Origin of the sequence: Candidatus Enterovibrio altilux, from assembly GCF_002381345.1 — a bacterium.
Taxonomy (GTDB): Bacteria; Pseudomonadota; Gammaproteobacteria; order Enterobacterales; family Vibrionaceae; genus Enterovibrio; species Enterovibrio altilux.
The window spans coordinates 1,215,582-1,229,471 of record NZ_CP020660.1; the positions used below are offsets into that span (position 1 = coordinate 1,215,582).

At 37.2% G+C, this 13,890-nt stretch carries 8 protein-coding genes and 2 pseudogenes; 3 read left to right on the top strand and 7 right to left on the bottom strand.

What is annotated here, in order from left to right; all coding sequences use genetic code 11:
* The first annotated feature begins 21 nt into the window (after positions 1-21).
* The gene (gene serB / locus BTN50_RS05140; RefSeq protein WP_096619268.1) at positions 22-993 is read left to right on the top strand and encodes a phosphoserine phosphatase; all 972 of its coding nucleotides are present in this window, start codon (positions 22-24) and stop codon (positions 991-993) included.
* A gap of 597 nt (positions 994-1,590) precedes the next feature.
* Here serB and pykF read toward each other — a convergent pair.
* The 4 genes from pykF to BTN50_RS11180 form a co-directional block, all read right to left on the bottom strand.
* Positions 1,591-3,003, bottom strand: a complete 1,413-nt coding sequence (gene pykF / locus BTN50_RS05145; protein WP_096619269.1) for a pyruvate kinase PykF — start codon at positions 3,001-3,003, stop codon at positions 1,591-1,593.
* 1,445 nt (positions 3,004-4,448) lie between these two features.
* Entirely contained in the window at positions 4,449-4,640 is a 192-nt protein-coding gene (locus tag BTN50_RS12295; protein WP_096619270.1) for a transposase, read from the bottom strand.
* Between the two features lie 464 nt (positions 4,641-5,104).
* The gene (locus tag BTN50_RS11175; RefSeq protein WP_223823210.1) at positions 5,105-5,326 is read right to left on the bottom strand and encodes a GGDEF domain-containing protein; all 222 of its coding nucleotides are present in this window, start codon (positions 5,324-5,326) and stop codon (positions 5,105-5,107) included.
* A 28-nt stretch (positions 5,327-5,354) separates the two neighbouring features.
* Positions 5,355-5,738, bottom strand: a complete 384-nt coding sequence (locus BTN50_RS11180; RefSeq protein WP_235610964.1) for a diguanylate cyclase — start codon at positions 5,736-5,738, stop codon at positions 5,355-5,357.
* 1,255 nt (positions 5,739-6,993) lie between these two features.
* Here BTN50_RS11180 and erpA point away from each other — a divergent pair.
* On the top strand, positions 6,994-7,335 hold the full coding sequence (erpA, locus tag BTN50_RS05160) for an iron-sulfur cluster insertion protein ErpA (RefSeq protein ID WP_096619271.1): 342 nt from the start codon (positions 6,994-6,996) through the stop codon (positions 7,333-7,335).
* A 628-nt stretch (positions 7,336-7,963) separates the two neighbouring features.
* Here erpA and mdh read toward each other — a convergent pair.
* The 3 genes and pseudogenes from mdh to alaS form a co-directional block, all read right to left on the bottom strand.
* Complete coding sequence (gene mdh, locus BTN50_RS05165) at positions 7,964-8,899, bottom strand: malate dehydrogenase (protein WP_096619272.1); 936 nt, start codon at positions 8,897-8,899, stop codon at positions 7,964-7,966.
* Positions 8,900-9,291: 392 nt separating this feature from the next.
* Positions 9,292-10,178 (bottom strand): annotated as a pseudogene (locus BTN50_RS05170) (IS5 family transposase).
* Between the two features lie 272 nt (positions 10,179-10,450).
* Complete coding sequence (gene alaS / locus BTN50_RS05175; RefSeq protein ID WP_096619273.1) at positions 10,451-13,033, bottom strand: alanine--tRNA ligase; 2,583 nt, start codon at positions 13,031-13,033, stop codon at positions 10,451-10,453.
* Positions 13,034-13,315: 282 nt separating this feature from the next.
* On the opposite strand from alaS, the pseudogene BTN50_RS05180 reads away from it, so the two are divergent.
* A pseudogene (locus BTN50_RS05180) lies at positions 13,316-13,671 on the top strand (IS5/IS1182 family transposase); the annotation flags it as partial.
* Positions 13,672-13,890: the final 219 nt, after the last annotated feature.

The following is a 13,890-nucleotide window of genomic DNA, read 5'->3' on the forward strand; positions in this document are numbered from 1 at the left end:
GTTCGATAAGGATTCTTCGCAATGAATTCAACTTCAGTTTTTTTAATTCAGAAACAGGCTAAACTTTTCACACGCTTTCCTTCCATCCGTGATTTTCGTCCATTAGACTGTCGACACGCTGGGTGGATATTATTTGGTTTACATATTAGTCCATCATGTCTGGAAAATTTTTCGCTCCTTATGAAGGGTCGTGAGCAGCCGCTAGCGGGCTGGACTGTTGGGCCATATGAAGTTTTATTAATGCGAGGTGAGTTAACATCTGAAATTTATGCACTGTGTAATGTGCTCGCACTGGATTGCGGACCTTTGGATAACATCCCGAACTTATTTGAACCTGGATTGGCAGTATTCGATATGGACTCAACAGCCATCCAAATTGAATGTATTGATGAAATTGCTAAATTGGCAGGTGTTGAGGAGCAAGTTGCTGCTGTGACAGAGCAATCTATGCAAGGTGAACTTGATTTTGAGCAAAGTTTACGTGAGCGTGTTGCGCAACTTAAAGGAACTGACGTCTCCGTGCTTGAACACGTTAGGAATTCGTTACCTCTAATGCCTGGTATGCGCCAGCTTGCGGCATATTTGCAGGCTAGAAGTTGGATTGTTGCCATTGTGTCGGGAGGCTTCACTTGGTTCTCTGACGTCCTGCGTGATCAATTATCACTTTTGCATGCGGAATCTAACCATTTGGTAATTGAAAACGGTAAGTTGACTGGTGAAGTTGAAGGGCAAGTTATTAATGCGCTGCGTAAAGCAGATATTTTGCGAGATCTTGCTGCAAGCTATGACCTCATGCTTGCTAGTACTATCGCTGTAGGCGATGGTGCTAATGACTTAAAAATGATGGCGACTGCGGGTTTAGGCATTGCATATCACGCGAAGCCGAAAGTGCAGCAAGAAGCGCAAGTAGCAATTCGTCACGCTAATCTAGGTGGGGTGTTATGTGTATTGTCGGCATCATTGTTGCCGCAGCGCTTGAATTGGAAAAATTAAGTGATGTTAGCATATTTAACATTACAAAAAGCATCACAGTGATGCCCCTTTTGATTTGAGGCGGGAATCAGTGTTATTTTAAGCGCTAAGCTTGAAGTGAAACTTGATCTATGATATTAGTAATCGTATAATAGATTATTATAGTACTAACTTTAAGTTTAATTTGTTTTCAGTTAGAATTGCTTCATGATGTATTTATATCTTTAGTAATCATTAGAGGTACTTGGTCGTTCAATAATTAATGAGCATGTTACGTACTGTGAACGTTTTCTAATAAATAGCTAAAATGCAGCATTATAGGATTCATTCTGCCAGCTTATTTAACGCTTTTATCATGCGTAGGTTTAACTAATTTGAGCCGTGTGATTCCTCAGGCTCAATGTCTCTCCAAGTAGTTTTTTAACTTAAATTGTTTATGCCCCTGCTAGGGAACTACTTGTGGTAACCGGCTTTATTTTCTATATCAAGAAACTAAATTATCAATCAACACTCTAACCAGCTAGGCTCACTTAATTCCTTGGTGTAGGAAACAAAGCCAGTCTAGCGTATAATTTTGAAGCATTAAGCAGTCGAGTATGTTCAATAATTATGGGTATATTACAGAACGTGTACAGAAGATGTATTAGTGGTACCTGAAGTCACAAGTGCACCAGACACCATAACAACGATATCACCTTTTGTGCCAAGACCAGATTCTAGGGCAATTTTTTTACCTTGCCGGTAGAACTCGTCAGTGTTCTCGTACTGGTCAACTATGACGGGTATAATGCCTTTGCTTAAACAAAGTTGCGCAGCAGTCTTCTTGTTAGTCGTTACTGCAATGATATTTGCGGTTGGGAAGTACTTACGAACAGAACGGGCAGATTTACCAGCTTCAGTCGCAACAACAATCAGTGGGGCTCCCAGTTTTTCGGCGGTGTTTACTGCGCCTTTACATACTGCTTCAGTAATACGGAGACGTGCATTGTCTAGACGTGAGCCCATTTCAGCTTGCATTGCGCCATCAGTACGGTTAGCAATTTGCGCCATGATGGTTACTGCTTCAATTGGGTATTTCCCTTTCGCAGTTTCACCAGAAAGCATAACTGCATCGGTGCCATCCATTATTGCGTTAGCAACGTCACCCGCCTCTGCCCGAGTTGGACGTGGATTTTTGATCATAGAGTCCAGCATTTGAGTAGCCGTGATAACTACTTTACGTGTGCGGTTGCATTTTTCAATCATCATTTTTTGCGCGAAGATTACCTCTTCAGCCGGGATTTCAACACCTAGGTCACCACGCGCAACCATAATGCCGTCAGACAGTTCTAAAATTTTATCAAAGTTATCTACACCTTCTTGGTTTTCGATCTTTGAAATAATTTGAATGCTCTCGCCTCCGTTAACAGCCAAGATTCTACGGATCTCTTTAACGTCAGATGCTTTGCGAATAAAAGAAGCTGCAATAAAATCAACGTCTTGCTCACAACCAAACACTAAGTCATTTTTATCTTTTGCGGACAAGGCAGGTAGATTTACAGAAACACCTGGAAGATTTATACCTTTATTTTCGCCTAGATTACCGTTGTTCAGAACTTTACAGATCACGTCGGTTTCCGTTGTTTTCAGAACCTTCATTTCAATCAGACCATCATCAATCAACATAATATTACCTGCACTTAGATCTTGAGCTATCCCAGAGTAAGTAACTGCTACACGCTCAACGTTACCAATCACTGTGATATCAGTAGTGAAAGTATAGATTTGACCTGCAACCAGAGAAACGTCGTTACCGCCTTCTAGTTTAATAGTGCGGATTTCAGGACCTTTAGTATCTAATAGAATTGCTAGTTGCTTACCTGAATTTCGCATGACTTCACGAAGGTTCATGATGCGAGTGCTGTGCTCTGTTAGATCACCGTGTGATAAGTTTAGACGCATAACATTCATCCCTGCATCCGTAAGTTTGGTTAGCATTTTAACAGATTCTGTTGTTGGTCCAATTGTACAAACGATCTTGGTTTTTTTCATGTGGAATTCTCTCCTGTCGAACGTGACCCAAGGATAAAATATTGTTATCATTACGTTTATTTGGTGTTTGATGTATGTAATAAACTAATAGTTAAGCCATGGTTAGTAGCGGTATTGCAAACAAGCTCTTACAACGTGAATATATGTTTATGGTAATTTAAGTGTGTTCTTCAAACGTTAAAGATGGTGCACTTCCTTTGAATAACACAACTCATCCATGAAAATGAGCATATATTCAATTAACTTGAAAATACGGGTTTGAATATCTGAAACTTGCTATGTATTCGGGATATTAAAGAACTTAAATTTTTAAAAAAAGCCCTCGCAAAAATATGCAATAGCTCCTTCAAAATAATGCTGACTCTTAAAGTGGACGTTATGTATTCATTCCTATAGCCGTTTTATTGACTCGAAATTTGAGCTATAAGGAGGAAGACAGTGAAGCCCAATATTGAAAATGAATATTGCCTTTTTGACGAGGATACTTCGATAATATGCCGCTCCATTGAGGATAAGATGGTGCTGATGGGTAATTTTTGTTCAGTTTACAGAAAAAATAATTAATACTTTCATTATTGATTGTTTCATCTCGTGACCCATTGTGCCCACAATATTACGAAGATTGAGGGCACAAATAAGATTAAATAACAACTGCTGCCTGTTGTTTTTAAAGTTCTCTTTCCCACGTTATGTACCCTTTTTGATGTTGGCATTGAATGAACGGTATCAATGAATAAAATGAATTATTTATAGAGATAAATAAAATTTCTTTTTTTCGGCATCTAATTTGTATTGAATTTCTTTTACATCTTATAACTAAACGAATGCTTATGAAGCTACTTATTAATTTTTGCTACCATATATTTCACCCTAAACTGCTCGCAATTTTTGAGGTGACGTCGGACTATTATTGCATGGACACGTTGCGTTTAAAAAATAATGGTTGTCTTCTAACCTACGGATGTATGAAATACCTCTTTTATTCTTTATACGGTTACGCACTTGACCACCATGTGTATTATCATGCTAGATTTTAAATTTTTACTATCAGTTAGAGATACTTCCATCGTCCCTGATATGATCTTGAAACACTAAACAATCAAACATCGCCAATAATTACGAATATAAATAAATATTTTATATAGTTAAAATTTAATAGCAATCATTAAAAAATTATCTCATCTTTCATCTAAACAATATAAATGTATACTGTAATTTAAGAATAATAAATTTTTTATATAAGTTTCATTTAATTGTTAATTTAGCATCAATGATTTCATGTGTATTTATATCTACTGCTCAATGTGATTTGAGTTAGACTTGCCATTTTCCATGGATGCCATGCTTTTTTACTGTTCATTCGCCTTCACCGTAGACTTTTAGCCCCCTAAAATGAATGGCCAAATGTCGGATGTTTACTTTATTCTTCGTCTTGAGCGTGAGGTTCATCGTCTTGGCTTACTTGCTAATGTATGAGTAGTGAGAGTATGACAATGGTAGTTAAATAAATTTAAAATAGAATGAATGAATCTTGACAGGTCTTTCAATGATATTTTAAATACGTATTTAACTATCATTGTCGTTGTAATGGCGAAATTGCTAAATAAATGATGTTTTCCATGATGCCCCGGCTTCATTTGATTCCATAATGGAATAGCTTCTTCATCAACCAATGAATGTTAGTGAGTCACTATTGATTAAAGTTTGCTTGTACTGCATCCAGTTAGTTGCTTTGTAGCGAAAATTGTTCAGAAACCTGAATATTTAAGTGAATCTAGTTGTTTAGAGTGCTAATTGAAGATTTAGCTCCCTAATTTAAAAAATAAAGTCAATTATCATAAATGTTTTCTAGCAGAGATAGCACTAGTTTGAGTCATAAAACTACTCGGAGGGACAGTGAACCTAAAGGATCACATAATTCAGATTGGCGAAATCAACGTTATGATAAAAGTACTAAGTAAACTAATGGGACTAAGTATGTTTAATACGAAAGTGATTATTTAATAGTGAATCATGTTGAAAGTTACTATCTGAACTCAAATTAAGAAGTAAAACCCAAAAATATCAAAAAAAATAATTCCACTTATTATAGGGCGTTTGTTTAGAAGGGCTCTACATTACCTTCTGGCACCAGATTTTGCAACTCATAACTTGCAATAAGGTTCTCATAAACAGTAACTTGAGTACGGCTATTTTTTAATTTATAAAGTGCTTGATCAGCAAAATCTAACACTGTGATAGCATTTAGCTCTTGATCGTTGATTAAGGCTGCTTCCATGGAAACTGAAACATCTTTAGTTTGACCGTAATCACGTTCATTCACTCTTTCAAGGGAGTGAAAAACTGTTTTTTTATTTTTTTTGAAATGATGAGTGCAGGATAACGACAAACTCATCACCCCCGTAACGAAAGAGAATATTTTCATCACTGAATAGTTTTTTCATTAACACCGTGATTAAGAGAATGACTTCGTCTTTAAATACATACCCTAATGTGTCATTTATGTGCTTGAAATCATCAATATCAAAAATGCAAATCCCATGATGGTGAGTAGGGTTATCCATAATGCTTGACCCATGAATGGCATTTTTTTCGCTGGATCGAATAGGTATCGCAAGTAAAGATTGTTTGTTCGCGCCACTCAACTCGACTACGTTGTCGCCAATGGCTACACAAGTTCTTAATACACACTCGATATCATTCTTTTTTTTCAAAAAAGGAAAACATTTGAACATGCAATAACCATGAATGTTGGAATGGTATTTGGGTTATAATTTAGTGTTAAAACTTGATTAGATGGTGTGAGCTGCAAAATAATTGTAATTAAGTTTTCGGAAATTGTATTAAACTCTGTTTGGGCAGTGATATCGACCACTGAGTCCAGTAGATTAATACTGGTAACAGCCACAGTTTCATCTCTCTTATGGATAAAGTGTCTTACAATAAGTATCGATAAGGTTGTGTGACGCACAATGTTTGCGATGTGTACTTAATAAGTTGACTATGGTTTAAAGGTAATATTCATGTTCAATGCATATAGCAAGCACTTTGTCACGCCTTTTCGTTGCTTTTGAGTATCAAACTATTGCCCTTTTGGAATCGCTTTAAGCGTCTACGGGGTGTTAAATGGACCCTATTAATGCATTGTATAGACTTAAGTAACGTAAAAATTCAGATTGAAATACTTTCAAATTATCATTGATTAGACTTTGTTTGCTCATGCGAGTTCAGATAGCTAATTCCAACATGACTCACTATTAGACAATCGCTTTCATTTTAGGCATACTTAGCTCAGTCAGTTTATGTAACACTTTCATCATAGCGCAGGTTTAGCTAATGTAAGCATTGTAATCCCTGAGGCTCAGTGTCCCTTGTAGTGGTTTTTTAACTCGAAATATTACCGTCTCTACTAGGGAATATTGACGGTGATTAACCGTTAAATTCTACGGAACCTCATTTTTTAAAATTGTTCCTTTTCTTGGTGGGGTGATTGGAGCTGCTTGTTTAATCCGAACGGCTTCGTAGCATTGTCTGGTATGATAAGCACTACCGTTTTATATCGCATTAATTTTTCGGTGGGTCTGTTTAAGCAAATTAAATAGTGCTTGACCGTCACCGTAGGCTGTAACCTCCATATAATCAATGGCTAAGTCACTAAATAAATGAGGATTTCCATGATACCTGCTTTAATTTTATGCCATAGCTAAATGGTTTCTTCATCAATCAAGAATGTTAGTGGGCTACGATTAATTAAAGTTTCACTTTACTATTTTCAGTGAGTTGTTTGGTAGCAAAGCTTGTTTATAGATCTGAATATTTAAGCCAGTTTAGCTGCTTAAAGTGTAGATTAATAATTTAGTTCCTTCATTGAGAAAACAACCCCCCTCAAACACACATTATCAGATTTATTAGCATAAAATGCGCAATACTTGAATGAAATAGTTAGGTATTAGATAATGCAAATAATATAAAAACGAATGTGAGGTAGAGATGAGCAACATGAATTTACCGTTGCAGTTCTCAGAGACGGCGGCGAATAAGGTAAAGACGCTGCTTCAGGAAGAAAACAATCCTAACCTGAAATTGCGTGTATATATTACTGGAGGTGGCTGTAGCGGCTTTCAATACGGTTTTACGTTTGATGAAAGTATAAATGATGGCGATATGACCATTGAAAAATCAGGGGTTACTTTGGTTGTTGATCCGATGAGCTTACAATATTTAATTGGTGGTATTGTTGATTACACTGAAGGGTTACAAGGTTCATGTTTTTTCGTTAATAATCCGAATGCAACGATGACCTGTGGTTGTGGATCGTCATTCAGTGTTTAAACTATCAAATACATCAAATGGACGCAATGGATAGAGTTCATTTTTTATTTAACTGCAGGAACTACATTAAGATTATATTCAATAAAGGTAAAAATTCCAGCTGGAGCCTGTGAAACATTTCATTCATTTTGAACGTTAAAGTACCTGTAATCTTCAAAAAATCATAAAGTATTTGATAACTTTTTAACAAAATGGGACTTTGTCTCTTAACTCGAGTTCAGATAGCAAACCTCAACATGATTCACTATTAGATAATTGCTTTTATGTTAGGCATATCTAGTCTGCCAGTTTATATAATGTTTTTATTATGGCATAGATTTCGTTAATCTGAGTTGTGTGATTCCTTAGGTTTAATGTCCTTATCAGCAGTTTTTTAACTTGAACTATTGTCATTTTTGCTAGGATATACAACTTAAATTGAATGTTGTATAATGCATTCGTTTTTGCGGAGTATTATTATAAAGGACATTATTTTCATGTGTTAATAAAAATGACATTGAACATTCATGGTAACTATAATGATCACCATAAAACAGAGAAGTTACATACGTAAGACAACCTAATGGATACATGACCTAGATGTTAAAAAAAAATTGGTTTTAATAGCCTCTTCTTCTAAATTTTGAAATTATTTTACGAATTCTTCGCCCATTTTGATATCTTTATGCAGTGTATCTAACATGTTGTCCAGCGCTTCTTGTTCAAATATGCTCAATGGACCATGGTCTAAAATTTTTTCTACTCCACCTTTGCCCAGCCGTATTGGTTGTGCAAAAAAACGTGCGTATTTACCATTACCTTCAATATAAGCATATTCAATTACATTTTTTTCACCTTGTGCCGCTCGAACCAATGCTAGACTGAAGCGACAAGCCGCGTAACCCATAGAAAGTGTAGCAGAACCACCGCCGTCTTTCGCTGTAACCACTGCAGTTCCCGCATTTTGAATACGAATCATCAGTGTTTTCACTTCATCTTCTGTAAAGATTACGCCTTCAACTTGAGATAACAAAGGAAGAATCGTTGCGCCAGAGTGACCACCAATAACAGGTACGTGTATTTGACTTGGATTTTTTCCTTTTAATTCAGCCACAAAGGTTTCTGAACGAATAATATCAAGAGTCGTAATACCAAATAAACGATTCTTATCATATACACCTTTTGCCATCAATACTTCGGCTGCAATCGCTACTGTGGTGTTAATAGGGTTAGTAATAATACCAACTAGCGCTTTTGGACAAACATTAGCGATTCTGTTGCTCAAAGAACGAATGATACTTGCATTTACGTTAAATAGGTCTGAACGATCCATTCTTGGTTTACGAGCAACACCCGCTGAAATTAAAACAATATCAGCACCTTCTAATGCTGGTGTTGGATCATCACCACAAAAACCTTTAATAGATACGAATGTAGGGATGTGGCTAAGGTCAACCGCAATACCTGGTGTAACAGGGGCAATGTCATATAATGCCAAATCTGAACCCGCTGGCAGTTGATTTTTCAGAAGTAGGGCCAAAGCCTGACCAATACCGCCAGCAGCACCAATTACAGCAACTCTCATTTTGTTCTCCTTAATGTACGCATATTTTATTTTAGACCTTAGGTTATCGTTTGCTACCAGAATACATTATACTTGGAACTAATAGATCCATGCCTAAAAAATGATACATAAATATCATACGTGTCTAATACTAATAGGTTCAAGCATGTAACAGTAAGGATAAGCTTCACTTCTCAATTTTTTTGCCTGGTGGTTTGCATAATAGACTGGAGAATGTGGGAAGGTGATCAGTACGTCACTTTATTGTGGCTTTGTTTCGGTTTTATTCCCTAAACAAGGGAATTAAATTATCAAGCTACGCTCTAAACAGCTAGGTTAACTTAAAGACGCAGGTTTATTGGGCGTTGTTTCCTACTTTTAGTTCAGAGAGTAAATTTTAACATGATGAATTATTAGATAATTGCTTTCATTTTAGGCATAGCTAGTTTTGCCAGCTTATGTAACGATTTTATCATGGTGTAAGTTTAGTTAATCTGAGCATTATAATCTCTTAAGTTCAATGTTTTTCCCAGCAGTTTTTTGATTCAAAACATTGCCATTTTTGATAGAGAACGTTTATGGTAACCATACCTTGTTTTTTAATGCTGATTGAAACTGTATAACTTCTAGTAACTAACCGCTAAATTATGCGGATGACCTCGTTCCTAAAAAGTTGCTCCTTTTCTTGGTGGGATGAGTGGAATTACCCGTTGAATACGAGCGGTTTCGTAATGTTGTCTGGTGTAGCAAGCACCATCGGCTGATATTTAATTGATTTTTTGACGGGTTTGTTTGAACAAACTAAGTAGCACTGCACCGTAAGCTACAATGATTACATGCGTATTTATATCTACCGCTAAATGTAGCTTGCACCAGACTTGCTATTTTCCATCAGTGCTATGCTTTTTTACTTTTCATTTTTCTTCACCATAGACTTTGAGTCACATGAAATCAATGGCTAAGTACGATACGCTTCCTTTATTTTTAGCTTTGAACGTGACATTAATTGCTTTAGTTCGCTTCCTAATGCATGGATAGTGTGGGCATGACAGCGGTAGTTGAGCAAGTTTGAAAACAGAATTAATGAATCCTTGCAAACCTCTCAATGGCATTGAAAACACGCGTTTAACCATGATGGTTGTCGTAATGGCTCAGTTGCTAAATAAACGAGGTTGCTATGATCACCTAGCTGAGTTTGATTTCATAGCTGAATGGCTTTTTCATTGATTCAGAATATTAGTGAGCTACGATTAATTAAAGTTTGATTATATTGCTTCCCGTTATAAGTTAGTCTAGCTATTTAGAGTGTGGATTGAAAATTTAGTTCTATGCTTGAGGAAATAAAGCTGGTTATCATAATGGCTCCCTAGCAGACAGCAATGGTTCGAATCAAAAAACTACTGTGAGAGGGCCTTGAACCTAAGGGAGCATACAACTCAGACTAGCGAAACCTGAGCATGATGAAAGCATTAAATAAGTTGGTAGATTAAGTATGTCTAAAACGAAAATGAGCGTTTAATAGTGAATCATATTGAAATTTGCTGTTTGAATTTGCATTAGGGAACATAACCTTTATAGACGCTCCGTTAGCCAAGGCGTCACTGAATTTAGCGCGCTTGACAGTGCAGTAATATCATTACCTCCAGCTTGTGCCATGTCCGGACGTCCACCGCCCTTACCACCTACTTTCTGTGCAACCATATTAACCAATTCGTTCGCTTTCACTTTATGTGTCAAGTTTTTTGTTACGCCAGCAATCAAATCAACTTTGTTGTTGGTAACATTACAAAGGAAGACGATGCCATAACCTATCTGATTTTTAAGATCATCAACCATAGTGCGTAATGCTTTGTTATCAACATTATTTAGCTGGCTAATAAGAACTTTAATGTTATTGATTTCTGTTACTTGATTGATAAGGTCAGCGCTCTTTTGGACAGCCACTTTATTTTTCAGTTGTTGAATGTCTTTTTCAAGTGCTTTGATGCGGGCTTGAGATTCATTTACTTTTTGAGTGTATGCTTGCTGTTGACGATAAAATACATCTTCAGCGCCTTGACCTGTCACCGCTTCAATACGACGAATGCCAGCGGCTATACCACCTTCGGAGATGATTTTCAGCATGCCTATATCACCAGTACGATCTGCGTGTGTGCCACCACATAGTTCAATTGAAAAATCACCCATGCTTAGTACGCGGACTTGGTCATCGTATTTTTCGCCAAATAGCGCCATTGCTCCTTTTGCTTTGGCTGAATCAATGTCCATCAACTGAGTAGATACGTCATAGTTACAACGAATTTGTTGATTCACTAATTTTTCTACGATACGTAATTCTTCAGGCTTAACTGCTTCTAGGTTTGAAAAATCAAAGCGTAAATTCTCTGCACGAATCAAAGAACCTTTCTGTTGCACATGCTCGCCAAGAACAATGCGTAATGCTTTGTGAAGAAGATGTGTTGCTGAGTGGTTCAATGTAATCGCTTGACGACGTTCTACATCAACCTGTCCGTCTACATTGTCGCCAACAGACAACGTACCCTCAATTAATTTACCACGATGGCCAATTGTTGAGCCAAATTTATGGGTATTAATAACTTTAAACTTGCTTGTGCCTAAGATAAGGAAACCAGCATCACCACTCTGACCGCCTGACTCAGCATAAAATGGCGTTTGATCAAGAGTAATAATAGCTTCATCTGACGTAGCTAGCATTTCAATCGATAACCCATTAATAAAAATATGGGTAATTATACCTTGTGCTTGTGTCGTATTGTAGCCTATAAAATTTGAATGATTATCTATTTTAATTATAGAGTTATATTTGGTATTAAAGTTACCCGTGTTACGTGCACGTTGACGTTGCTTGGTCATCGCAGCTTCAAAGCGCACTTCATCGATTGCTAAATTGCGCTCTCGTACTATATCGTTGGTTAAGTCAGAAGGGAACCCAAAAGTATCATAAAGTTTGAAGACAGTTTCGCCATCAAGTACGTTACCCTGAAGGTTTCTCAATGCATCATTAAGCATAGCCATCCCACGCTCAAGAGTACGACCAAAATTTTCTTCCTCAATCTTTAGTACCTTTTCAACGAATGCTTGTTGAGTGTTCAGTTCCTCACCTGCGGTACCCATGATTTTTGCCAGTGGCCCAACAAGCTTGTAGAAGTAAGAACCTTGTGCGCCTAGTTTCTTACCATGACGAATTGCACGACGAATAATACGACGCAGTACATAACCACGGCCTTCATTTGATGGTATGACACCATCAACAATTAAAAATGCACATGATCGAATGTGGTCCGCCACTACGCGCAAAGACTGGTGTGACAATTCTGGATAGTCGATAATCTCTGCTGCTGATTTGATCAGTGCTTGGAAGATGTCAATTTCATAGTTAGAGTGAACGCCTTGTATAATTGAAGCAATACGCTCAATGCCCATCCCTGTATCAACTGACGGTTTCGGCAATGGTTCCATCGTGCCATCGGCTAGACGATTGAACTGTATGAATACATTGTTCCAGATCTCGATATAGCGGTCGCCATACTCCTCCAGTGAACCCGGAGGGCCACCCCATATGTGATCACCGTGATCGTAAAAAATTTCAGTACAAGGGCCACACGGGCCAGTGTCACCCATCTGCCAGAAGTTATCTGACTCAAAGGGTTTACCACCTTCTTTATCGCCAATTCGCACAATACGGTCAACCGGAATATTAATTTTTTCATGCCACAGCATAAATGATTCATCATCCGTTTCGTAAATCGTTACTACCAGCTTATCTTCTGGCAGTTTCAAAACATCAGTTAAAAATTCCCATGCATAGCGAATAGCATCTTCTTTAAAGTAGTCACCGAAGCTAAAATTACCCAACATTTCAAAGAATGTATGATGACGGGTAGTGAAACCTACATTTTCCAAATCATTGTGTTTACCGCCTGCACGTACACATCTTTGTACTGATGTTGCGCGTGTATATGCGCGATTTTCTGTGCCAAGAAAGCAATCTTTAAACTGATTCATACCTGCGTTTGTAAACAAAAGTGTTGAGTCGTTTGCAGGCACAAGCGATGAACTTAGCACGATTTTGTGCCCTTTGTTTTCAAAAAATTTGAGAAATATTGTGCGAAGTTCGTCGGTACTTATGTACATTGGCTAACCTTGGATTATAATAGTAACTGAATCATACTAAAGCGAGATTGCTTAAAGTCACAGTTAGAATACATTGTAAACAACCTTACCAGCTACGAAAAGAAGTGAAGAAAAATTTGTATTCAGCATAAGCCTCAGCAAGTGTCGTTTTCAATAATTTGATAGGCTTTGTTGCCTCAATTAGGCAATCAGATTACGAATCTACGCTCTAAACAGCTAGGTTTACTTAAATATGCAGGTATATTAATAATCTTCGTCACAAGACAACGAGCTGACAGTGATATAGTAAAACTTGCTCAACTGTCATTGTCACGCCCTCATTAGTCATGTATTAGCAAGCGATCTCAAACGGTTAACGTCACGTGCAAGACGAAGAATAAATGAAGCATCAGTACTTAACCATTGATGCCATACGCCTAAAAGTCTATGGTGAAGTAGAGTTGCAAGTAAAAAAGCCTGGCACTAATGGAAAACGACGAGTCGGACGTAAGTTACATTTAACGGGAGATATAAATATGCATAAAATCATTGCGGCTGAGTTAAGTGTATCAAAAATGGTTGACGGTGAAGCGTTACCTAACTTGTTCAAACAGGCCTGCCGTAGAATAAATGCAATATCAGACGATGATGCTTACGATATCATCCGCGTAATTTAACGGTTAGTTACCAAAAGTAATATAATTCAAATTCGAACTGAAAAATTGAGGTATAGTTACAATAAATATTCCCTATCCCTATCAAATATGACATTATTTTGAGTTAAAAATTACACAGAGGGACATTGAGCCTAAAGGATTATAATGCTCAGGTTAGCCAAACTTTCACCATAATACAAGCATTAAATAAGCTGACAGAGC

Coding starts and splice junctions, on each gene's coding strand:
- serB (WP_096619268.1), top strand. CDS start 22: ATGAATTCAACTTCAGTTTTTTTAATTCAGAAACAGGCTAAACTTTTC.
- pykF (WP_096619269.1), bottom strand. CDS start 3,003: ATGAAAAAAACCAAGATCGTTTGTACAATTGGACCAACAACAGAATCT.
- BTN50_RS12295 (WP_096619270.1), bottom strand. CDS start 4,640: ATGAAGCCGGGGCATCATGGAAAACATCATTTATTTAGCAATTTCGCC.
- BTN50_RS11180 (WP_235610964.1), bottom strand. CDS start 5,738: ATGTTCAAATGTTTTCCTTTTTTGAAAAAAAAGAATGATATCGAGTGT.
- erpA (WP_096619271.1), top strand. CDS start 6,994: ATGAGCAACATGAATTTACCGTTGCAGTTCTCAGAGACGGCGGCGAAT.
- mdh (WP_096619272.1), bottom strand. CDS start 8,899: ATGAGAGTTGCTGTAATTGGTGCTGCTGGCGGTATTGGTCAGGCTTTG.
- alaS (WP_096619273.1), bottom strand. CDS start 13,033: ATGTACATAAGTACCGACGAACTTCGCACAATATTTCTCAAATTTTTT.